The 25,053-nt window shown below is 29.9% G+C and carries 17 protein-coding genes; 5 read left to right on the forward strand and 12 right to left on the reverse strand.

All coding sequences use genetic code 11. The features are described from left to right. Window positions 1-342: 342 nt before the first annotated feature. The 3 genes from ACQ3F0_RS10725 (at window position 343) to ACQ3F0_RS10735 (ending at window position 4,964) form a co-directional block, all read left to right on the forward strand. A complete protein-coding gene (locus tag ACQ3F0_RS10725) occupies window positions 343-624 on the forward strand; it encodes an ArsR/SmtB family transcription factor (RefSeq protein ID WP_428865239.1) in 282 nt (93 codons plus the stop codon). A gap of 19 nt (window positions 625-643) precedes the next feature. Next, window positions 644-3,091, forward strand: a complete 2,448-nt coding sequence (locus ACQ3F0_RS10730; protein ID WP_428865240.1) for a DsrE/DsrF/DrsH-like family protein — start codon at window positions 644-646, stop codon at window positions 3,089-3,091. 229 nt (window positions 3,092-3,320) lie between these two features. Further along, window positions 3,321-4,964, forward strand: a complete 1,644-nt coding sequence (locus ACQ3F0_RS10735; protein WP_428865241.1) for an FAD-dependent oxidoreductase — start codon at window positions 3,321-3,323, stop codon at window positions 4,962-4,964. A gap of 27 nt (window positions 4,965-4,991) precedes the next feature. Here the strand turns inward: ACQ3F0_RS10735 and ACQ3F0_RS10740 are convergent, their stop codons facing one another. Genes ACQ3F0_RS10740 through ACQ3F0_RS10755 form a run of 4 tightly spaced genes read right to left on the reverse strand, consistent with a single transcriptional unit; the run spans window position 4,992 to window position 11,117 of the window. Further along, window positions 4,992-5,813 carry a CPBP family intramembrane glutamic endopeptidase gene (locus tag ACQ3F0_RS10740; protein ID WP_428865242.1) on the reverse strand — a complete coding sequence of 274 codons (822 nt, stop codon included), beginning with the start codon at window positions 5,811-5,813 and terminating at the stop codon, window positions 4,992-4,994. Between the two features lie 25 nt (window positions 5,814-5,838). After that, window positions 5,839-6,954 carry an aminopeptidase gene (locus ACQ3F0_RS10745; RefSeq protein WP_428865243.1) on the reverse strand — a complete coding sequence of 372 codons (1,116 nt, stop codon included), beginning with the start codon at window positions 6,952-6,954 and terminating at the stop codon, window positions 5,839-5,841. A 46-nt stretch (window positions 6,955-7,000) separates the two neighbouring features. Further along, entirely contained in the window at window positions 7,001-9,820 is a 2,820-nt protein-coding gene (locus ACQ3F0_RS10750) for an ATP-binding protein (RefSeq protein WP_428865244.1), read from the reverse strand. Continuing rightward, window positions 9,807-11,117 (reverse strand): metallophosphoesterase family protein, encoded by a 1,311-nt coding sequence (locus ACQ3F0_RS10755; protein WP_428865245.1) that lies wholly within the window; start codon window positions 11,115-11,117, stop codon window positions 9,807-9,809. Before ACQ3F0_RS10755 ends, ACQ3F0_RS10750 begins: the two co-directional genes overlap by 14 nt. A 327-nt stretch (window positions 11,118-11,444) precedes the next feature. Here ACQ3F0_RS10755 and ACQ3F0_RS10760 point away from each other — a divergent pair, with 327 nt between their 5' ends. Beyond that, window positions 11,445-12,077, forward strand: a complete 633-nt coding sequence (locus ACQ3F0_RS10760) for a DUF4397 domain-containing protein (RefSeq protein ID WP_428865246.1) — start codon at window positions 11,445-11,447, stop codon at window positions 12,075-12,077. A gap of 201 nt (window positions 12,078-12,278) precedes the next feature. Here ACQ3F0_RS10760 and ACQ3F0_RS10765 read toward each other — a convergent pair whose 3' ends face one another. After that, a complete protein-coding gene (locus tag ACQ3F0_RS10765) occupies window positions 12,279-14,522 on the reverse strand; it encodes a hypothetical protein (RefSeq protein ID WP_428865247.1) in 2,244 nt (747 codons plus the stop codon). A gap of 283 nt (window positions 14,523-14,805) precedes the next feature. On the opposite strand from ACQ3F0_RS10765, the gene gltX reads away from it, so the two are divergent. Next, complete coding sequence (gltX, locus tag ACQ3F0_RS10770; RefSeq protein WP_428865248.1) at window positions 14,806-16,278, forward strand: glutamate--tRNA ligase; 1,473 nt, start codon at window positions 14,806-14,808, stop codon at window positions 16,276-16,278. Between the two features lie 44 nt (window positions 16,279-16,322). On the opposite strand, the gene larA is transcribed toward gltX, so the two are convergent. The 7 genes from larA to ACQ3F0_RS10805 all read right to left on the reverse strand — a co-directional run bounded on the left by larA (window position 16,323) and on the right by ACQ3F0_RS10805 (window position 24,964). After that, entirely contained in the window at window positions 16,323-17,594 is a 1,272-nt protein-coding gene (gene larA / locus ACQ3F0_RS10775) for a nickel-dependent lactate racemase (RefSeq protein ID WP_428865249.1), read from the reverse strand. 65 nt (window positions 17,595-17,659) lie between these two features. After that, window positions 17,660-19,060 carry an FAD-binding oxidoreductase gene (locus ACQ3F0_RS10780; RefSeq protein WP_428865250.1) on the reverse strand — a complete coding sequence of 467 codons (1,401 nt, stop codon included), beginning with the start codon at window positions 19,058-19,060 and terminating at the stop codon, window positions 17,660-17,662. 18 nt (window positions 19,061-19,078) lie between these two features. Next, a complete protein-coding gene (locus tag ACQ3F0_RS10785; RefSeq protein WP_428865251.1) occupies window positions 19,079-20,290 on the reverse strand; it encodes an FAD-binding protein in 1,212 nt (403 codons plus the stop codon). 34 nt (window positions 20,291-20,324) lie between these two features. Beyond that, complete coding sequence (locus ACQ3F0_RS10790) at window positions 20,325-21,113, reverse strand: electron transfer flavoprotein subunit beta/FixA family protein (protein ID WP_428865252.1); 789 nt, start codon at window positions 21,111-21,113, stop codon at window positions 20,325-20,327. A 192-nt stretch (window positions 21,114-21,305) separates the two neighbouring features. Further along, on the reverse strand, window positions 21,306-22,961 hold the full coding sequence (locus ACQ3F0_RS10795; protein WP_428865253.1) for an L-lactate permease: 1,656 nt from the start codon (window positions 22,959-22,961) through the stop codon (window positions 21,306-21,308). A gap of 501 nt (window positions 22,962-23,462) precedes the next feature. Continuing rightward, entirely contained in the window at window positions 23,463-24,164 is a 702-nt protein-coding gene (locus tag ACQ3F0_RS10800; protein WP_428865254.1) for a FadR/GntR family transcriptional regulator, read from the reverse strand. 47 nt (window positions 24,165-24,211) lie between these two features. Further along, window positions 24,212-24,964 (reverse strand): prepilin peptidase, encoded by a 753-nt coding sequence (locus ACQ3F0_RS10805; RefSeq protein WP_428865256.1) that lies wholly within the window; start codon window positions 24,962-24,964, stop codon window positions 24,212-24,214. Window positions 24,965-25,053 lie beyond the last annotated feature (89 nt).

A 25,053-nucleotide genomic window follows, 5' to 3' on the forward strand; every position in this document is an offset into this window, starting at 1 on the left:
TTTATTAGCTTCGCTAACAGGAATAAGAATCTTATTCTAACACAAAAGGAAAATTAATTTTGATCTTTATAAAGTAAAAACATCCTTGACTTATCACTTACAACTAATTTCGGGCTTTCGTTTCCGAAAGCTTCCTTTACGGTCAACTGAAAACTGTCAATTGTTAAGTATAAAAACTCCCCTTACGCTATTAGTTATTTTAATAACAAAATAGTAGTTAATTTATTGACAAACATATTAATATATCGTAATATTATAATATAACAATATTCAATTATTTGAATATAATAATATTGTAATTTAATGTTTCTTCTAAAAAAAATTCTTGATAGGGTGGTAAGCATGGACAATAATTTTGAAATCTATACTGAAAAAACTGATCTTTTAAAAGTGCTAGCTCATCCTGTTCGGATATGTATTATAAAAGGTTTACTTGAAAAAAAACATTGCAATGTTAATACAATGCAAGCTTGCCTTCAAATACCTCAACCTACTGTTTCAAGGCATTTACAATTACTAAAGCAAGCAGGTGTTGTAAAAGGGAATCGTAAGGGTACAGAAGTACAATATACCCTGTCAAATAATAAAATCGAAAAAATTATAAAAGTTTTGTTTGAAGATTAATTATCCAAGGAGGTTTATTATGAGTAAAAAAGTTTTAATTGTCGGTGGTGTTGCTGGTGGTGCATCTGCTGCTGCAAGACTCAGAAGGCTAGATGAATCAGCAGAAATCATTTTATTTGAAAGAGGTTCTTATATTTCTTTTGCAAATTGCGGTCTACCTTATTATATAGGTGACACAATAAAAGAAAGAGATAATTTGCTTGTATCTACACCAAAAGACATGAAAGATAAATTTAATATTGATGTAAGAATAAATAGTGAAGTAATTAAAGTCGATGTAGAGAAAAAAGAACTTACTATTACTTCAGGTAATAAAACCTACACAGAAAATTACGACGATTTAATACTTTCACCAGGTGCTAAACCTATAAAGCCACCAATTGAGGGTATCAATGGGGAAAGAATTTTCTCACTAAGAAATATGGCTGACACAGACAAAATAAAAGCTTTTGTTACAGAAAATAAATTAAGTTCTTCAGTTGTTATTGGTGGTGGATTTATCGGTATTGAAATGGCTGAAAATCTAACTGATTTAGGTATTGACGTAACATTAGTAGAAGCAGCACCACATATATTAGCTCCATTTGATTCAGATATGGTTGCTATAGCTGAAAAAGAAATGCAAGATAATGGTGTGAAAGTTGTCTTAAATAATAAAGTATGTAAATTTGAAGATATAGATGGGCAAACTGCATTAACTCTAGAAGATAATACAATTATAAAAACAGATTTAGTTATTTTAGCAATTGGTGTTACCCCTGATGTTAATTTCTTAAAAGAAACAGGTTTAAAATTTGGTCCTAAAGGCCATATTATTGTTAATGATAAAATGGAAACTAACTTTAAAAACGTTTATGCAGTTGGAGATGCTATTGAAGTAATAGATTTTGTTAATAAAAACAAAACTGCTATTCCTCTTGCTGGCCCTGCAAATAAACAAGGTAGAATTGCCGCTGATAATATATGTGGTTTAAATAGAAAATTTAAAGGTTCTCAAGGAACTTCAATTCTTAAAGTATTTGACCTTACTTGTGCAAGTACTGGCAATAATGAAAGAACTTTAAAAAATGCTAATATTCCTTATGAAGTTATATATGTTTTACCTCAAAGTCATGCTTCTTATTATCCTGGAGCTACACCAATTACCTTGAAATTAATTTTTAACATGGCAGGTAAAGTATTAGGTGCCCAAGCAATTGGTTATGATGGTGTCGATAAGAGAATTGACGATATTGCAACTGTTATAAGATTGAATGGTTCTATTTATGACTTAACTGAATTAGAATTAGCCTATGCACCTCCATACTCTTCAGCAAAAGATCCTGTTAATATGGCTGGTTTCTATGCTGAAAACATAATTGAAGGAAGATCAAAAGCTGTTTTGCCAAGAGATATTGATTCAGCAGACTTAGAAAAAGTATTACTATTAGATATTCGAACAGAATTAGAAGCTGAAGGCGGACAAATAGAAAATTCACTCCACATACCTTTAGAACAATTGAGAGATAGATTGAATGAATTAGAGCAATATAAAGATAAGGAAATTTGGGCATACTGCCAAGTTGGACTTCGTGGATACATCGCTGAAAGAGTTTTAAGAGCTAATGGATTTAATGTTAAAAACATTACAGGAGGTTATAAAGTATATATGGCTGGAAAATTCACACCAAGCAAAGAATTAGAAAAATCAAATGTTGAAACTAACATGAATAATATAAAAGATAATGTAATAATCAAAAACTTAGATGCATGTGGTTTAAGTTGTCCTGGCCCATTGATGAGAGTAAAAGGTGCTGTTGATGAAATCAATGAAGGTGACCAATTAGTTATAACTGCTTCTGATCCTGGTTTTTATGAAGATATCAAAGCATGGTGCAAGAGAACTAACAATACCTTATTAAATATCTATAAAGAAAAAGGTATAATCACAGCTACATTACAAAAAGGCTTAGGTGAAGCTGCTACGGCTTTAGCATCTGCAACTGCTGTAGAAGTTAAAGATAACAAAACTATGGTAGTATTCAGCGGTGATTTAGATAAAGCTATTGCTTCATTTATTATAGCTAATGGCGCTGCTGCTATGGGTAAGAAAGTAACTATGTTCTTTACTTTCTGGGGAATCAATGTTCTAAGAAAAACTGAAAATGTTACAGTTAAAAAGAACTTTATAGAAAAAATGTTTGGTATGATGATGCCTAAAGGAAGTAAAAAGCTAGGATTATCTAGAATGAACATGGCTGGTATTGGTCCACAAATGATTCGTGGAATAATGAAAAAACACAATGTCAGTTCATTAGAAGAATTAATGCAAGCTGCTATGGATAGTGGTATTGAAATAGTTGCATGTCAAATGTCTATGGAACTTCTAGGATTACAACAAAAAGAATTAATTGATGGTGTTAAAATTGGTGGAGTTGGCTACTACTTAGGTGAAGCTGAAGATTCAAACGTTAACTTGTTTATTTAATATAAAACTCCCGTAAAGGGAGTTTTTATTAAAAATATTTATTTTTTCACTTTTGAAATAGATTACGAACTAAAACAGTGACAAGTGATAAGTTACAAGTGACAAGTTAAGGTATCATGAACTTATCACTTGTAACTATTAATTGCGAACTTGTTCGAAATTTATAATAGTTCTGTATAATCTATTAATCACTAAAGCTAAAATATAATATATCAAAAGGGGTGTTTTAATGTCAAAAAAAGTACTTATTATAGGCGGTGTCGCAGGTGGTGCTTCTGCTGCTGCAAGATTGAGAAGATTAGATGAAAATGCAGAAATTACGATCTTTGAAAGAGGCAATTACATATCTTTTGCAAACTGTGGACTGCCTTATTATATTGGTAAAACAATCACTGAAAGAGAAAATCTTTTAGTTGCTACCCCAGAAGCAATGAAAGCTAAGTTTAATATTGATGTAAGAACAAATAGTAATGTATCAGAAGTAGATTTTGATAATAAGAAGGTAAAAGTAGAAAGTTTAAACGGGATTTATGAAGAATCCTATGATGTTCTAATTTTATCACCAGGCGCTAAACCAATTAAGCCAAATATTGCTGGAATTAATGGTGAAAATATTCACTCATTAAGAAATATGAAAGATACTGATATAATAAAAAAATACGTTACGGAAAATAAACTTCACTCTGCAATAGTTATAGGTGGCGGATTTATTGGAGTTGAAATGGCTGAAAATCTTATAGATTTAAATATGGAAGTCACTTTAGTAGAAGCAGCTCCTCATATCCTAGCTCCTTTTGATTCAGATATGGTTAAAATAGCTGAAAATGAAATGGAGAGAAATAAAGTTAAACTAATACTAAACAATGGAGTTGAATCTTTCAATAGTAAAGATGGTACCGTTACAGTTACTTTAAAAGATGGAACTACTTTATCATCTGATTTAGTGTTACTTTCTATAGGTGTTATGCCTGATGTAGCATTTCTTAAAGATTCTGGATTAGAGTTTGGACCAAAAGGCCATATTATTGTAAATGATAAATTAGAAACAAACATAAAAGATGTTTATGCAGTTGGAGATGCCATAGAAGTAGTAGACTTTATTAATGGCAATAAAACCGCTATTCCTCTAGCAGGTCCTGCAAATAAGCAAGGAAGAATTGTAGCTGACAATATAGCTGGCTTAGATAAGAAGTATAAAGGTACTCAAGGTACTTCTATACTTAAAGTTTTTAACTTAACATGTGCAAGTACAGGTAATAATGAAAGAATTTTAGATAGAAATAATATACCTTACAAATCTATATATGTTTTACCAAATAGTCACGCTTCATATTATCCTGGAGCTGATAGAATTTACTTAAAACTTATTTTTGGAGAAAATGGTAAGATACTAGGCGCTCAAGGAATAGGAACTGAAGGCGTTGATAAAAGAATTGATGATATAGCAACTGCGATAAGATTTAATGGAACAGTTGAGGATTTAACTGAATTGGAATTGGCATATGCTCCTCCATTCTCATCTGCAAAAGATCCAGTTAACATGGCTGGTTACTATGCTGAAAATGTATTGACTGGACGTTCTTCTATAGTAATGCCAAAAGATGTTGATTCAAGAGATAAAAACAACGTGGTTGTATTAGATGTTAGAATGCCTGAAGAATTACAAGAAGAAGGATATATTGAGGGCTCTATTAACATACCTCTTCAAGAACTACGAAATAAATTTACTGAATTAGAACAATATAAAGCTAAAGAACTTTGGATATACTGTAAAGTTGGTTTAAGAGGTTATATAGCTGAACAATTACTCAACTCTAAAGGATTTAATACGAAAAATATTACTGGTGGATACACTATGTACTCATTGCTTTAAAAAAAAGAAGAGATTTCTCTTCTTTTTTTAATATGTTTTTTCAATTTTCACCATAAAGTTAAAATACATAAAAGACCCAATTAATAAAACAATATTTATTATACCAAACAATATTAGAGGGATATTAAAATTATCTAATAGAGCTGGGTATATTGCTACACCAAATAGATTATATGTTATATGAACTAAAATACTCATCCATAAAGAATCCGTTTTTACGTAAACATAAGCCATTATAAGTGCTAAAGCAAATGTATAAAAGAATTGAAGCATATTTCCATGCATCATACCAAAAATTATTGCTTGTAAAATAGCTGCCAACACCACATTCATATCTTCTCTCATCCTATTGAAAATCATTCCTCTAAAAAGTATTTCCTCCAGAATAGGCGCAAAAACAATAATTCCTAATATTCCTATAATACTTTTAGCAGCCATGCTATAAGTGTTACTCACTTCAGCATAATCTGGAAATATCGTAATTCCATATTGAGTACAAACTAATGAAATTCCAGTTGTAAATATAGCTATTAATATTATTGGAACAACATATGAGATTCTGAATCTATTAAATCTACAAAATTTTATTAAATCCCTATTAATAATTTTAAATACCCCATAACAAATTATGAAAAACAATATCAAAAATAGAGGCATAATTTTAAAATTAATTGTTTCAATTAACTCAGCATTTTCTAGTATATTTAACTCACTGCCATTTATCATTAGAAACATTAGTGCGATAATCAATGCTAAAAAACTTGTTATAAAGTATAAGGATATATATGATATCACCGCACCTGCCATCTTCAAAAACCTTGTAAATATATTTAAAAATTTTATTATCATCACTTTCTTTCTCTTATAAAATAAATTATTTTAAGACCTCATCAATAAACTTTCCATTCTTATAAAACAATTCACCATCAGCATATATTTTCCCATTCTCCCTCATATCGCAAAGCATATCCCAGTGAATTGTAGATTTATTTTCACCACCAGCTTCAGGCATTGAATCACCAATAGCTAAATGAACTGTACCTCCAATTTTCTCATCAAAAAGCATATTTCTAGTAAATTTCTTAATTCCGTAATTTGTTCCTATGGCAACTTCTCCAAATCTCTTTGCTCCTTCATCGGTCTTTAATAATGATTTTAACAAATCTTCCCCTTTATCAGCTGAAGCAGAAATAACTTCACCATCTTTAATCTCCATTTTTATTCCTTCGATTTCTTTACCTTCATAAATTCCAGGAAAACTAAAAGTAATATTGCCATTTACACCATCTTCTACTGGTGATGTAAAAATTTCTCCGTCAGGGAAGTTCACTTTTCCATCACAGTTTATCCACTTTCTATTTTCAATATTTACTTTTAAATCAGTACCTTCAGAAACAATATGGAGTTCTTTTTTTGTATCTAAATATTTTACCCATATTTCTTGATATTTGCTGATTTTCTTCCATTCCTCAACCGGATCCTCTAACTCTAATAAACCTGCTCCATAAACAAATTCTTCGTATTCAGCCAAGCTCATTGAAGCTTCCTGAGCATCAGCACATGTTGGAAATTGAGTTCCACACCATCTTAATGAACCATCTCCTGTTTTTTCTGAGTATACTTTTCTCCAACTAGAAGCTCCTTTTGCTTTTAATCTAATTTTCTCAGAATCAATATTAGAATTTGCTCTTGTGTTCTTTGTACCCCAAGCAGTTAACCAAACATCAGCTTTTTCTAAAGCAATTTTTTGTATATAACTCTCTTGAAGTAATTGTTCATCTGAAGAATATCTCAATTTAGCCACTGTTGAATCTTGAGAATCTAACAATGTTTCAACATGCGCTCCAGCTTTAATAGCCTCTTCTACAACTGCTACCATCCAAGGTTCTGCAATTTCATTAGATTGAACCAAAACAAAATCGCCTTCCTTTACACCTGTTGAATAATTTACTAATAATTTTGCTAATTTCTTTAATAATGTGTTTGACACGAATATTTCCCCCTTGTTTCTTCCTATGATATTTAAATTATAATATTTAAACTTCTGCCAACTCTTTAATCAGGCTTTTATCATCAGTTTCTTTAAACTCTCCATTATTCAAGAATAAATATTTAACATTCTTATTTGTTTTTGAGATAAAATCTACAACTCTTGAGTGACAAGTAAGTATAAATATTTGATTTGTTCTCGATATTTTATTAAGTAAAACACCTGTATTGTATAAGCTTTTTTCGTCAAAGTTAACAAACGAATCATCAAAAACTATAGGTATATTAGGTTTATGCTCTCTTATTCTATTCATCCTCATGCTCAAAAATAATTGTTCTTTTGTAGCTCTACTAAGGATATCAGCACTATTATAAACATTACCACTTTTATCTTTTGAAATAAAATCATACTTTATTATATCTTTATGAGGCAATATTTCCTGCACTTCACCTGAAGTTATCTCATTTAATATTTTTGAAGCACCTAATAATAATTTACTTTGAGTTTTTTCAATAAAGTTATTTTGTAATTCTTGGAGTATACAAATACTAGCCTTATAAATAGCATATTTTCTAGCTATAGGAAAAAGTTCTTTTCTTGCGCTATCAATAGAATTCTGTGCCTTTTGAAATTTATCTAATGTTGATAATTCTTTTAGTTTTATAAGAAGTTTATCTTTTTCTCTAATATGTTTTCTAAGTGTTTTCTCTTCAGTATCTAGTTTTTCTTCTAAAATAGTTATTTCCTTAATAACTTCCTCCTTAGAAATATACCTATTTACTAATTTCCCCAAAGAATCTACTAACGTACTATTATCATCTTTAACAATTACTTCTTTAACCCTATCTTTGTTAAGAGACATATTTAAAGAATTTAATTTTAAATGATATTCTGCTTCCTTTTGCTTAATCTTTTCTGCACTTTCACAGTCAAAAATATAATTATTTATTTCCTCTAAATAGTCAATATTACTATCATCTATTGCTACTAATTCTCTAATTTCCCTTTCTAGCTCTCTCTTTTTACATAATTTTTTTTCTATTTTACCTGCTTCATTGGCTAATCCTTTTAATTTATCGGCATATATAAATATATTTTCATAGCTTTCTAAAATATTATCTTCTGGTAATTTCATAAAACTTCCATATTTTTCTAACTTTAAATCACAAATAGCCTTTTCCAATTTGAAGACAAGATTTTCTTTAACCCTATCACTTTTATAAATAGCAGTATAATAATCTTTTATCCTATTCTTTAACTCTCTAATTCTTAAAAAATATGTTCTAAGGTATTCATAATCAATATCATTTCCAAGATTAAATAATACTCTATAATTCTCTAATTTATTCATTAAGATTGAAATATCACTATGTAATCTATCTTTTTTATTCTCTAAATTTTTATAATCAATATTATTTTTATCTATTCCTTCTTTTATTAAATTAAGTCTATGTTTTGTATTATTATAAAGATTCGATTTAATAATCAAAAAGGTTATACCAAACAATATACTAAATAAAATAGTTCCAATTCCTGCCCATTTATTAATAAAACTCAAGACTATCCCAAGAACTAAAATTCCTATGGAAATATAGAAATAACCAATAACATTTTGCTTTCTAAATTCTTTTATTTCCGTTTTCTTATTATTTGACAATATTTTAATCTCGTCTAATATTTTCTGAATCTGATTTTGTAATACTTCTTTTTCTTTTGACTTTTCATTAAACTTATTAATAGCTGTAGATAATTCCTCAAAAGAAGAATCATCTGTTCTTATATTAATTACATTCTCAAAATCTTCATACCACTTAGAATTAATATTAGCTATTTCTCTTTTAAGGCTGTTTTCATCTGCTTTATTTTTTCTTTCAATATCGAAATAATCATTTATTTTTTCTTTAAAACTATCAGCACTTCTAAATACTTTATCTATATTGTCCTTATTTCCAATTAATATATTTCTATTTTCTTCCTTTAGTAAATTCTTATCTGTTAAATCCGATATATTATTTTCTATCTCTTCCACTATTTTTTTATATTGATTCTTTATAAATTTTGCTTTACTAACATTTCCATCCTTTAAAAATATATTCTTTGAATTACTTAAAATTACCTTCAATTCTTTTATATTTGTAAATAACTCATAATTAGTTCTAACTATGTCTAACTCAAAATACTTGTCTTTATAGGCTAAGATTCTTTTTTTCTCTTCCTGGACTTCAAATTCTATTTTATTCAATTCTTCTTGATAACTATGATATACCTCAATTTGATTAGAGGCATCTTTTTTCTCCTGGACACCCTTTTTTATTGCATTATTAAATAATTTGAATTGCCCTGTAGAAGGGTTCCCACTTTTTCCTCCAATCTTACCAGCTTCACTATTTAATTTTTTAATTATTTTAGGCATCACAGCCATTTCTTTATATCCAGCTCCTAAGAAAACTGTTTTCATTATTTCCAATTCATTGTTTGATGCATTTAAGTTTTGTAACTCATCTAATGTAACTGAAAAAAGCTGTTTATATGTAAAAAAGTCAATATTTCCAAAGATTTTTTCTATATCATAAGATATTTTGCTATTTAAGCTTGTTACTTTTGGAGTTTTAAAGCCGCTAGTTAAAACAGAATACCTTTCCTTATTTAATAATATTTCTGCCTCTACCTCATAGTTTACATTTGCATTAGGGATAACATTAGAGCCTTTAGGAAAACCAAAAGGTAAATATCTTAAAATATTCATAAAAGTAGTTTTTCCTGCTCTATTATTTCCTCCTACTACAACAATATTACTATCAAGATTTTGAAGTTTTTCATTTCTAAATATACCAAAATCTTTTATATATAAATTATTTATCTTCAATAAAATCACCTTCTTTTAGAAGCTGTTGATATATCAAATTCTTAGCCTCTCCTATTATATCTTGAATAAATTCATCTTGGAGTAAAAATTTCATCTCGTTAATATTCTCTGGATCAACATTCTTTTCGAAGATATTTCCTAAATTATTCAACAAATCTTCTTTAAAATTTTCTTCATTGTATAATCTTTGAAAAATTATTTCTAGTTCTTTTAATATTTCATTATTTTGAATATTTTTACTTAATTCATCTATTCGATCTATTGTTTTCAAAATAATAGAGTCAGATATTAAAAAAGGAGTTTTATCTAGGAAATAAGCATTTAGGGTTTCCATCAAATAGTTTAACGTATTTTCTTCATCTTCTCTAAGTACACTATTTAATTCTGTTTGACCTTCAATAATCCACCTTATAGCATACCCTTTTATTCCACTGTTAGTTATAATTTCCTCGCCTTTATTCATTAATAGCTCTTGAAGTTCATTTATATTTTTTAAATTGTATTTAGTTAAGTCTATATTTACCTTTTTCCATACAATAGAAGCAGTATCTAAAAATTCATATTCTATATTATTATCATAATCAACTTTAACAAGGCAACAGCCACATACCCCTTCCTCATTAATATCAGTACCTTGAGGTGTTCCTGGATATATAACAGTTGGTTTTTCTTCCATTATAACTTGTTTCTTATGTATATGCCCTAATGCCCAATAATGTATATTTTCGACTTCCTTTAATTCGCTTAGAGAACAAGGAACATAGTTACTTTTATTCGCTTCAAGTCCAGTATGTAATATTCCTATATTAAAAGCATCATGTTTAAAATTCGAATAATTTTGTTGAAGTTTCCTTCTTTCACTTTTACCTCTATAAGATTGTCCAATCACATTAGCTACACATATATCATTTTTTATAACACTAATTCCTTGAGCAGCATCACTTGTGAATTCATATACATTAGAAGGTAAATCAAATAAGTTTTTCTCCCCTCCAAAAGCATCATGATTTCCTCTAATCAAATAAATATCAATATTGTTTTCTTTTAAACGCAAGCTTCCTTCGTAAAATATTTTTCTACTTTGTACAGTTCTAAATCCACTATCATACAAATCTCCAGCTATAATAATAAAATCCACATTATTTTCAATTGCATATTGAACAATTTTCTCAAAAGCTGTAAACACCGCATTATTAATTAATTTATTTATATTATTTGAAATTTCTAATCCAACATGAGGAATTCTTCCAAGATGAATATCTGCAGTATGAATAAAACTCAATTTTTTTTCATTCATAATATAATCAACTCCATTTAAGTTTTTTTTGGGGTTTATTCACATTTTCAGCTCCTATTTCATAACTTATTTATGGTGAAGAGAATTCTAATATAGTGACAAGTGACAAGTGACAAGTGACAAGTGACAAGTGACAAGTTCATGATACCTTTCGATAAAACGAAAGCTTTTAATCTAAATTTTTTTCTTTGGCAAAGCAAATGATTATAAAAACTTAATTTAAAAATTTTCTGTAAGAAAATTATCATTAACTGTGTACTGTCAACTGTGCATTGTGCACTATAGTAACTATTGGTTTCTCTATAAATAATTTATAAAGGTGAGATTATGTTTTTTTATCCAATGTTTAGAACAAACCCAAAAGCATTTGTTCGAATTTTACACGCAAGTCCTGATGCTCCTGCAGTTGATATTTATGCTAATGACCAACCTTTAGTCAAGAATTTAAAATATAAAGAATTCACAGAATATCTTGATGTTCCTGCTGGGACATATAATATTAAAGTTTATCCTACTGGAACCAAATCAACACCTGTTATCAATACTAATTTAGATTTAAATTCAGAAACAATTTCTACCATTGCAGCTATAGGCAAGGTATCTGATATTGAACTTTTACCAATTAATGATCCGATTTTGCCAAGAGATCCTTCTAAAACTTATATTAGATTTGCCCATTTATCTCCCAATACACCTTCAGTAGATATAACATTACCAGATCGAACAGTTATATTCCAAGATGTATCTTTTAAAGAAGTTACAGAGTATGCTGCAGTTAATCCTGGTAGATATACATTACAAGCAAGGCCAACTGGTAGTAGTGATGTAGCACTTACAGTGCCTAATGTCCTCTTAAAACCAAATAGGTTCTATACTGTCTATGCAGTTGGTTTGAATGGTGAAAATCCACCACTACAAGTATTAATTCCTATGGATGGAAATACTTATATAGAATTCTAACTTAGTTTACGGGTGACAGTTATCAGTTGACAGTAAAGGATGATTTTAATACAGAAAATCTCCAAATTAAGTTTTGTTAGTTGCGCTAACGTAATGATGTACTTTGGCTACGAAAAAGAAAAAATTCAATTTTAAGCTTTCGTTTACGAAAGGTTCCCTTTACTGTAAACTGAACACTGTCAACTGTAAACTGATAAAGTTTTACTTCATTACTCCAATATCGTCAATTGCTATATATCCATAAGAAGTTTTGTCAAATAGAAATTCAATTTTACTTAGTTTTTCAAAATCAATTTTATCATTCTTTTCCTTAAATTTCGAAAAATTAATTATATATGTTTGAAGTATTGTTTCCATATCATCTCCATATTTTTTATTATCATAAGATTCTAATTTAGTTATTTTTGCTTTAAATATTGGATTCATAAAACAATCTTCTCTAAATGACATAGCTGCAACTTCACCATGAGAATCAGTGATAGATATTGTAAAATCAACTAATTCATACTCATCCTCATCTTTATCATAATCTCCCGCTGAAAAAACTAATTTATCATAATTACCTAATTTTAAATTCACTATTTCTTCTTGCGATAGCTCTATACTATAAGAAGCACTTTGACCTCTCCACTTGATTAGAGCCGCATTATTTTTTCTTAAATCTCCATCTTTAAATCTTAACGACCTCTCCATCCAATTACTTAGAAGATTTCCTTTTATTTTGACTTTTGGTATAGTAGCTGTTTCTAATCTTATATCTTCTTCAAAATTCGCTATTGGAATATATGTAGAATCTTCATATCTATTAAAATACATTGTTTTGGGTAAATAGTTTATTGCATATCTATAATCCTTAAACATCTCCACTAATTCTCTTTTACCTTTTATTGTTGCATCTAAGAATGCTGATATATAAACTTTTGCAATTTCCCGTTGCTCTTCTCCACTTATTAAAATTTCTTTATTAATTAAGTTATTTTTAGGAATACTCATATCTTCATTACCCCAAACAGTATTAAACTGCCCATGATTTGCACCCCAAATGTAAAGATATGATTTAAAAAAATCACTATCATCAGTAAATTCCGTTCTGTCATATACATTATTTCCCATAAAATTCGAAACATCACCATCATTTGAGCCATGAATTACCAAATAATTCACATCTTTAAGAGTTAAATCTTTATTAGCAGGCTTATATTGTCCATCTGTCGGTGCTAAGGCAATTATAGTCTTAACATTATAATTAAAGTTAAATTTGATATTTGCGCCCAAAGGATAATATTCAAGTGTATTGAATATCGAAGCTAAAGCTACTGCTTCTCCTCCTCTAGAGTGTCCAATTAGAGCAATATTATCTAAATCAACTTTATTATAGAAAGTATTTTTCTCATCATTATTAAACTTTTCAAATTGCTCTATATGCTTTAAAATCATCCAGGCTCGAGCATCATTTTCTCCCCCTAAATCACCATACCATGTTCCATTTAAAAAATTTTCATCTATAGATGCTACTATATATCCTCTACTAGCCAAAAGTTCACCAAGGTATGCATATCCCTCTTCTGAACTCTCTTCCATAGCATGATTTCCATGTGCTATAATCACAAGTGGAAATTCCCCATTTCCTTCCGGAAACCAAACCTTTGCATTTAAAGGCATGTTTTTATCATTAAACCCCCAATAAAAAGTTCGAATTTTAGCTTTTAACCCTTTATACCTTTCCAAGAAAGAATACGCATAAACTGTATCAGTAATTATATCTGCTCCTTCAGAATATTCTTGTCTTCTCTTATCATTTCCACTTCCATATGTAAGTGTTTGCACCTTATACTCTCCTGTAGAAACAGGATTCGTACTTAAAGTTTCTGATAGTTTCATACTATTTTCAAAATCTACAGAATTAATATATTTAATAACCTTAGGGTCTCTATTCCCATCAAAATTCAAATAATATATTATTGAAAAGTCAAATAACAAAAATACTATAAAAATAATTACACCAATAACCGAAATTTTCTTTTTAAATATTTTATGGATTAATATACCTAAAACCAATTGAACAAAAGAAATTAAAATAGCAATAATAACTAGTATATATTCATCAAATATTAAATAATTATTCAATATCAAATAGGAAATAATTACTGGTGTTAATATTAAAGAAAGCCTAGAAGTCTTTGTTTTTTTTATGATATAGACAGCTAATTTTATTACAAAATAAATAAGAATAGCCAGTAGTAATCCTATACTCATAATTGCTATTGTATCTAGTGCTTTTCCATAACCGCTATGAAAAGTATATCCCATATAAAATAAAAATATCGTTATAATACTAATTAAAAGAATTTGTATTGTCCTAGCACTTCCTTCAATTGACTTGTTTATAAATCCGGCTATTTTACAGAAAGAATTTTTTATTATATATAAAATTTTCTTTATCATTATTCTAAATCACCACCTCTCTTATTATAAACCAAGGCATTTCAATGCACAATTATGAATGCAAAATTCACAAGTAGAGACACCTTTTAGTTTGTAAATCTTTTAAACATAATTCAGTTGACATAAAATGCCCATTGTTATATCATAAAACTAGTATTTACGCAGGTTTACAGTTAGCACTGATTGTTAAGAAATTTCCCTATTTGCTTTTCGAAGAAAAGCTTCCCTTACTGTCAACTGTCAACTGAAAACTGTCAACTAAATAAATCGGGAGTGAACAAAAATGGAATTTAATGAAGTTAGAACTAGATTTGCCCCTAGTCCAACTGGATACATGCATGTAGGTAATTTAAGAACTGCACTTTATACGTATTTAATAGCTAAACATGCTGATGGTAAATTTATTTTAAGAATAGAAGACACTGACCAAGGAAGATATGTAGAAGGAGCTGTTGACGTAATATATGATACGTTAAAATTTACCGGCCTAAATCATGACGAAGGTCCAGATGTAGGAGGTCCTGTTGGTCCTTATATCCAAAGTGAAAGAAGAGGCATGTACATGGAATATGCTAAAATACTTATTGAAAAAGGTGAAGCATATTATTGTTTTTGTACAAAAGAAAGAATGGATGCACTAAGATCTGAAGCAGAAGCTAAAAAAGAGACTCCTAAATATGATGGATACTGCAAAAGCTTAAGCAAAGAAGAAATTGAGAAGAACCTTGCAGAAGGAATTCCTTTTGTTATAAGACAAAGCAATCCTACTGAAGGTGAAACTGTATTTGAAGATGAAATTTATGGAACAATCAAAGTAGATAACTCAGAATTAGATGATATGGTTCTTATTAAATCAGACGGTCTACCAACTTACAACTTCGCTAATGTTGTAGATGACCATTTAATGGGTATTACACACGTTGTACGTGGAAATGAATACTTATCATCATCTCCAAAGTATAATAGACTATACAATGCATTTGGATGGCCTGTACCTGTTTATGTACACTGTCCACCAATAATGAAAGATGCCCATCAAAAATTAAGTAAGAGAAATGGTGACGCTTCATTCGAAGATTTACTTAAAAAAGGTTATTTAAAAGATGCTGTAGTTAACTATATTGCTTTACTTGGCTGGAATCCTGGAACTGAACAAGAAATATTCAGTTTGGAAGATTTAATTGAAAAATTCGATTACCACAATATCAGTAAATCTCCAGCAGTTTTTGATACTGTAAAGCTTACTTGGATGAATGGCGAGTACATTAAAGCAATGGATTCAGATAAATTCCACGAAGTTGCTATGGCTTACTATAAAGAAATATTCTCAACTGAAAAATTAGAAATCCTTGACCTTAAATTCATTAGTGAATTAATCCAAACAAGACTTGGAGTTTTAACTGAAATTACTGAATTAGTTCAATTGTTTAATGAACTTCCAGAGCATAATATTGATATTTATATCCATAAGAGAATGAAAACCAACTATGAAAATTCATTACTTGTATTAGAAAAAGCTCTTCCTCTTTTAGAATCATTAGAAGACTGGACTGTTGAATCTATAGAAAAAACTTGTATGGATCTTGTAGGTGAAATGGGTGTAAAAAACGGAGTAGTTCTATGGCCTCTTAGAACTGCCTTATCTGGACAAAAAACATCTCCAGGTGGAGTTTATGAAATGGCTAAAATTGTAGGAAAAGAAGAATCAATGAATAGAATTAGAATCGGTATAAATAAATTAAAAACTGAAGCATAAAAAAAGGTCCAGAAGGACCTTTTTTTTAGTATTAGTGAGTTCTTTTACTTGACAATTACTGAAACACCATCTGGAATTACTGCTACCTTTGCATCTTTTCCCTTTATGGTAAATGCTTCAGCTAATGCTTCTTCAAAAGTAAATGCATGTTCCATATGCATTGCTTTTATCATCTCGGGATCACATAAATCGGTAACCATAATTACCGTATACTTTGATAATATTCTTGCTAGTATTTGAAATTCCCATTGATCTGGAATTGTTTCATCTGCTGGTATTTTTAATACTTTCTCGAGCACTTCTTCAGGACTTCTTGCTTCTGCCATATTATCATAGAAAGATTGACCACCATGACCATCATTACATGCAGCAATCATAATGATGACTCCACCCTCTTTACAGGTAGCTTCCGCTGCTGTCATTCCCTTTACAGCTTGATAAATATTCTGATCAAGAGGGTATCCTCCATTTGTACTTATTGCTATATCAGCTTCAGCTTTATTAACTCTTGCTAAACTTTCTACAAATTCACAACCCTTTTCATGAGCAAGCTTATAGTCTCCAGCAAATGCATTAATTATCTTTTTCTCACTATCTATTGCAACATTCAATATAAAAGCTAACTTTGCTTTTTCTGCTGCATATAACATATCTTGGTGTATAGGATTTCCTTCCAATATGCCAGTCCTTGCATAGTCACTTGCAATAAATTTTGAACAATGGTTAGCAAGAACTGTTTTGGCTCCAGCTACTCCTGGTAGTACACTTTTCCTACCGCCAGAGAATCCTGCGAAAAAATGAGGCTCAATAAATCCTTCTGCTATTAATAACTCTGTTTCCATAGCCAGCTTATTTAACCAAAGCTCTCCCCCTGAAGGAAGAATTCCTACTTTTGTTAATGTATCAATTTCCTTTGAAAAATGCATAACGAATTCTTCATTTTCAGCTACTTCTTTACCACATTTAAAAATCAACTCTTCTTTTGTAGTTGGTCTATGATATCCTGTTGCAATAAGAATTTTTATATCTATATTAGGATTTACTTTTCTAATTCTATGGAGCATAATTGGTAATATAATATGACTTGGAACAGGTCTTGTATGATCACTAGTTATAATAACCATATTTTTTTTGCCAATTACTAATTCTTCTAACTTTTTGCTTCCTATAGGATTATCCAACGCATCATTTACTAATTTTATTTGAGATTCTTCTACTTTAAATTTATTAGCGTCAGACTCTAACACACCAGCTAGATTCTTATCTGGAATTTCAATATTCCAATGAACTTTTGAATAAGGCACCTCTATTTTCATTGTCTTAATTCTCCTCCCAATATATATTTTCCCTTATAACCATTTTACAGAAGTATATATATAATCTATTGGCATACTTTACCAGGATTTAAAATATTTTTAGGATCAAATACCTTCTTTATACCACTCATTATTCTAACTTGCTCTTCTCCATATTGGTTAAACATATATCCTTTTTTAGCATAACCAATACCATGTTCACCTGAAACTAAACCATTTAATTCAACAGACTTATTATACATTTTTCCAAACACATCATTCAATTTCTTTTCCCAAGTTTCTTCATCTAAATCGTCTTTACACACATAAACATGAAGATTACCATCACCAGCATGACCGAAACTCGGAATTCTTACTCCAAATTCTTCTTGTAGCTCTTTTGTATATTTTATAAATTCAGCAACTCTATTTCTTGGCACAACTACATCACATTCATCCATTTCAGTTGTAGATGCTTTAATTGCTTCTAAAAAAGCTCCTCTAGCTGACCAAACTGATTCTTTTCTCTCATCTGTATCTACTATAAATACATCCAAAGCTCCTTCACCTAAACATAAATCTGCTACTGTTTCATAATCTTTCTCTACTTGTTCACTTGAATTCCCATCAAAAGTCAATAATAAATATGCATCAGATGTATTGTCTGGAAATCTCTTTCCTAAAAATTCTTCAGCTGCTAAAATAGTTTCTCTTTGCATAAATTCTATTGCAGTTGGCACAGCCTTAGATTTAATTATTTTAGGTACCATTTCAATAGCCTTATCCAAACCAGCGAATGGTATAAGCAAACTTATTGATTTCTTCGGCAATGGTAAAAGTCTTAAAATTGCTTTAGTAATTATTCCTAGTGTTCCTTCTGAACCAACAATTAAATCTTTTAAACTATATCCAGAACTATTTTTCACTACCTTACCACCAATATTTAAAATCTCTCCAGTAGGTAATACAACTTCTAACCCTCTAACATAGTCTCTTGTAACTCCATATTTTACAGCTCTCATCCCACCAGCATTTGTACTAATATTTCCTGCTATGGTTGCACTTTTTTCACCTGGATCTGGTGGATAAAACAAATCATGTTCTTCAACATATTTGCCTATTTCCATCAATAGAACTCCTGGTTCTACAGTTAATGTCAAGTTTTCCTCATCAAGTTCTGAAATATTATTCATTCCAGTCATTTCAATCATGATTCCACCATAAAGAGGTACTGATGCTCCTACAAGTCCAGTTCCTGATCCTCTTGCAACTACAGGCAAACTATTTTCATATGCATATTTCATAATTTTTGCAACTTCTTCTGTCTTATGAACTCTCACAAGTGCATCAGGATAATTACTTATTCCTCCTAATTCATCATGACTGTAATCCTCACTAATTTCTTCATCTATTAATACATTATCGTCACCTAGAATCGACTTTAAGTATTCTATATCTTTAGAATCTAATATTTTATAATTATTCATTTTATCCCTCCTTAATTTTTAAGCTGTTTCTTCAATTAAGCTTTCTCCAATTTTAATCTTTTCTATTAATTCCGGTATCACTTCGTATAAATCTCCTACAATACCATAATGAGCTACATTAAATATTGAAGCATTTTTATCATTATTGATAGCTATAATAGTTTCAGAATTATTCATTCCTGCAATGAACTGTACAGATCCTTGAATACCTACTGTAATTATCAATTTAGGTTTAACAGTTCGTCCACTTAATCCTATTTGTCTTCTAGCATCAATCCATCCAGATTCTATTAATGGTCTTGTGCAAGCAACTTGAGCATTTAATAAGTCAGCCAATTCATATATCATATTTAAATCTTTTTCGGTTTTTATCCCTCTTCCTGCAGCTATAATAACTTCTGCATCAGAAATGCTCACTTCTTTTTCTTTTTTTGTAATTTCTAATACTTTTATATTTGACACAAACTTTTCTTCCTCTAAAGAACAAATATTGACCTTTCCAGTTTGTTGTTCTTTTCTTTCTAATGCTGAAAAGATTTTATATCTAACAGTACAGAATTGTGGTCTATTATTTGTACATATTATTTGAGCCATTATATTTCCACCAAATGCAGGCCTTATCTGAACTAAATCAGTATTATCTTTCATATCAAGTACTGTACAATCTGCAGTTAACCCTGTTCTAAATCTAGCAGCAACTCTTGGCGCCAAAGATCTTCCTACAGATGTTGCACCAACTAACACAGAAGAAGGCTTAACTTTATTGATAAAATCTTCAAAAGCTGCTGTATAAGGCTCTATTCTAAACTCTTCAAGTTCTTCATAATCATAGACAAATACTTCATCTACACCATAATGTAGTAGTTCTTCAGCTTTATCTTTTATATTATATCCAATAAACAAAGCATAAACAGGATGATTAATTTTTGCTGCCAATTCTTTAGCTTTTCCTATTAATTCTAAAGTAACTGGATGAATAGTTCCTTCTATATGATCAACATAAACAACAATTCCATTCCATAATCTTTTATCAATACCTTTAACTTCATCTTCAACAAACTCAATTACTCCAAGAGGACCTTTTTTTACACAAATCTTACACATTTTACATCCTGCTGTTATATCCAGTTTATCCTCTGCTTCTACTATTGCATTAAAAGGACAAATTTCGATTAATTGCTTTTTATTTTCACTTGTTAATTTATCTGCATGTACCACTAATCTACCCATTATATTACCTCCTACACAAATTTAATTATTCTATTTATACAAATTTCATTGCTTTTAATTTATCTGCTAATTTAGAACTTAATTCTTCTGAGTTACCTTCCCACATTTCCTTATCATCATTTACTTCTGGAGGAAAAATTCTTTCAACCTGTGTTGGCGATGCATTTAACCCATAGTTCTTTTCATTTTTATCATCTAAGTCATTTAATCCATACACTTTTATTTCTTTATCTTTTGTATCAAGTTTAATTTTGTATGATGGAAGTCTTGGCGTATAAATATCTTTTTCTACTGTTATTAAACAAGGGAATTTGATTTCTTGAATTTCCACTGTTTCAGCCATGTCCATTTCAACTGTAATACTCTCTTCTGTTATCTCTAAAATATTTAGTACATTGGCCACATGTGGAATACCAAGATATTCGGCCATTTCAGGGCCAACTTGTGCAGTATCACCATCAGTAGTTTGCTTTCCACAAATAACCAAATCAGCATTACCTAATTTCTTAACTCCTTGTGACAAAGTATATGATGTTGCCAGTACATCAGCACCTGCAAATTTCCTATCTGATAAAATAGCTCCTGCATCTGCTCCCATCATAAATGCTTCACTAATTACTTCTTTTGCTTGAGGTGGTCCCATTGTTAGAACTTTTACTTCTCCACCCTTTTCACTTTTAATCCTTAGAGCCGTTTCTAAAGCATATAAATCATAGGGATTCATTTTAGAATCTACTCCATCTCTTATTAAAACTCCCGTTACTGGGTCCACATTAACATTTGATGTTCCCGGAACTTGTTTTATACATACTAATAATTCCATTTATACCCCTCCTATGTTATTTGAAATTTATTCAAATTTAGATAATTGTTCATGATATTTTCTTGCTAAAACTTTACATTTTAATTTAATTATACTATTTTTTAACTGGTATGACCAGTTATTTATATTGTATGGCAAAGCACTACTGTACTTTACCACACTTTAACTTTACTATTATTATTTTAATATATTTTAAAAAATATTTGGTATAAACATCTTAATTATAACGAATGAAACTATACCGGCTATTAAACCATACGATAAGGCAACTTTTAAATTGTTTTTAATAACTCTTCCTTCTTTACCAACTAATCCAACCGTTGTAAGTACTGCAACAACATTATGAACACAAATCATATTACCTGCTGCTGCACCTATTGCTTGTAATCCAAGTATCGGAATAACAGGTATACCTGCTTGTTGTGCTGCACTAAACTGTAATCCACCAAACATGATATCAGAAACGGTAGCACTACCTGCTATAAATGCTCCTAATATACCAACTAAAGGTGAAACTAAATACCAACCACTTCCAACTAATCCAGCAGCAGTTTTAGCCATTACAATTAACATAGAATCTGAACTTGCAGCAAGTCCTGAATTTTTCATTATATAAGTCATTCCTAATGCGAAGAATAACGCAATGGCGGCTGACTTAATTTGTTTTAACGTATCTCCCCATGCTTTAAATGCTTCTTTTTTATCAAGTCCATACATAAATGGTATTAACAAAGCTACCAACATAAAAGGTATTACCCCTGGATTATAGAGAGGTGTGATAGACCTTCCAATTGATGTTCCTAATATATTATTAAAAGAAATTTTCCATACTTTAAGAAGTGGAGTAATTCCTATCCATTTCAATCTTCCAAGTAAGAGTAATACACCTATTAAAATATATGGTGTCCATGCCTTTATAGCACTTAATGGTTTTATCTTGTCGTCTTCTTCACTCATTTTCATAGTTCCTACCCAGTCGGCATCCCATTGATTTTGAGGTTTGAAATCCCAGTTATCTTGTGGTACAAAAACTTTTTTCTTTACCAAGAAAACAAATAAAGGAATTGCTATTAATGCTCCTACTAAAGATGGAAGCTCTGGTCCAACAAAGTTTGCTAATAGCACTTCTGGTATAGTAAAAACCAAACCTCCTAATATTGCCAAAGGAAAAACTTTTAGTCCTTTTTTTATGCTTCCATCAACTATAAGAGTCATTGTACAAACCATTGCTAATGGAATAAATGTTCCTACAACAAAATGTAGTAAAGCTGCAAATCCACCTACTTGCATCAAGAATGTTGTAAATTCACCAGAATAGCTACTTGCCAACACAATATCTTTTAAATTAGCGAACCCTCCAATTATCGGTGTCCCTACTGCTCCAAAAGTTACTGGAGCACTATTTCCAATCAATGCAACTGTTGCTGCTACTAGAGGCGGAAAGCCTAATCCTACTAATAGAGGTGCAGCAACTGCTGCTGGAGTTCCAAAACCTGCAGCACCTTCAAAGAAAGCTCCCATAAGGAATCCAATAAGTATAACTTGCACCCTTCTATCTGTAGATACCACAGCTAGAGAATTAGCTATTCCTTTTACTCCTCCACTAATTTTCATCATTCGTAATATAAGTAATGCTCCATATACTATAAGTAAAATATCAATTGTATTTACTGCTCCTGCTATTATAGACGCTGTTACCCAATCTAATGGCATTTTCCAGAATATAATTGCTATTATTGCTGCAAGCACAAAACCTACCGGCATAGCTTTAGTTGATGGCATATCAAACTTTACCATCATAATTCCTACAACTAGTATTGGGATAATTGCTATTAATGCTAAACCCATTTTATACACTCCTTTTTTCTAAAAATTAATCGTTTCCATTTAGTAGATAAAATTTTTAGTCAAAAAAACATTTAGATAGATTGTCCAAATCGGAGTTATATAGTATAATTTTTTTAAGTACTTCTTTGATAGCATTTTGGCGGGTGCTCATCGGTTTATTTTGAAGTACTTTTTTTGTACCTCCCTTTTTACTTGATTTCTCCGTTCACCTTAACTGGTATGACAACTTACCACTGATTAGAGAATATCATATATTCTATGCATATAAAAGAGTAGTTAATTTATTAACATTTGCTTAATTAGCTGTATTAAACTTAAGTTCAGCTTATATTGCAATTTTACGATATAAAAAAAACAATAAAAATTAATAAAATATTATATTTTCTACTAATTTGCATATAGTTAGTTAATTATCAAACACCGACTCACTTATTCCAATAAAAGTATTTTTCTTGACCTATTATTTCAATTTACTCACTAGAATAAAAAAAATCAAAGCGTTTAAATAAGACGCCTTGATTTTAAATTAACCTTTATCAAATCCATATGTTCTTTCATAGCTTTTGAAGCCATATTTTCATCACCAGATTCTAATGCTGCTAAAATATTACTATGCTGTATATGAATAATTTCTTCTTTTTCATCTAATAATATTGTTCTTCTAGCTTCCTTTATAAATCTATCCATTATACAAGATATTGCAAATAAAATATTAATTATCAGATTATTGCCAGAAGCATTTGCAATCAAATAGTGAAATTGCTTATCTAGTATAACCTTTTCTTCTTCATCCTGTGTTTTCCTCATATCTTTTATCATTTTTGTTAAATCACTTATTTGTTGTTTTTTTATTTTAGTTGCTGCAAGTTTTGCTATTTCTATTTCCAGTAGCTGTCTAAGTTCAAATATCTGAAGTGGAGAACTTTCATTTAACATAAACATAATCGATAAAGGTTCAATTAATGCTTCATCAAAACTATTCCTTATAAAATTCCCTTCACCTTGTCTAGATTCTAACAATCCTATAATTTCTAATGCTCTCAATGCTTCTCTAATGGAAGATCTACTAACCCCTAATTCCACAGTTAATTCTCTCTCTGAAGGCAGCTTATCCCCTTTTTTCAAAGTTCCATTACGAATCATTTCTTTTATCTGTTCAATAACCTGCTCATAAATCTTTGCATTTTTAATTGGTGTAAACATGTTAAACTCCTTTAAACTCTTATTGTCTTATATTAATATGCCTAATATCAAATATTCAAAAATTGAAAATACCACTCAATCATACCATTTCCGTATAATACAGAAATCAATGCTGCTATTGCTATATATGGTCCAAACGGAATATAATCTTTTCTGCTCTTTATTTTTGTAGCAATTAGAACAATTCCAATAATTCCACCTAAAACTGTTGACAAAAAGAATGTTAGTAAAGAAAGCTTAAATCCTAAAAACAATCCGCATATTCCAAGTATTTCAGCATCTCCCCAACCCATTCCGTGTGTTGTTATAATTATTAAAGCAATAACACCTACTCCAAAAGCTGATCCATAAATATATGTTAAAAATGCATTCCTTAAAATTATATTTATAATCAAGAAAGCAGATCCTGAAACAATTCCGAATATTGTAGTACTAAAGTACACATCAGTAGTATTTAAATCTATAATCCCTACAACTATTAAATAACTAGCAAAAACAATATATTTTATAGTATCCATTGAATATCCATACTGCTTATATATTAACATAAATATGGTTGCTGTTAAAACCTCAAATAAGGGATATTTTATAGAAATCTTTTCACCACAATATCTACACTTTCCACCTAGGATTATATAACTTAAAACTGGAAATAAATCCACAGTCTTTAACCTATTTCCACAAGAAGTACAATGTGATGGTGGATAAGCTATGGATTCTTCTCTTGGTATCCTATATATACAAACATTAAAAAAACTTCCGAATACTAAACCTAGTATAAAAACGAATATAAAATCCATGTCAAACTCCTATATAAAAAGTATTTTAATTTATTTTCATTAATTTATATTACGGTAATTCCATAAAAAGTAATTTAGTTGAACTTCAA

Origin of the sequence: Clostridium sediminicola, from assembly GCF_050402865.1 — a bacterium.
Lineage (GTDB): Bacteria > Bacillota > Clostridia > Clostridiales > Clostridiaceae > Clostridium_AF > Clostridium_AF sediminicola.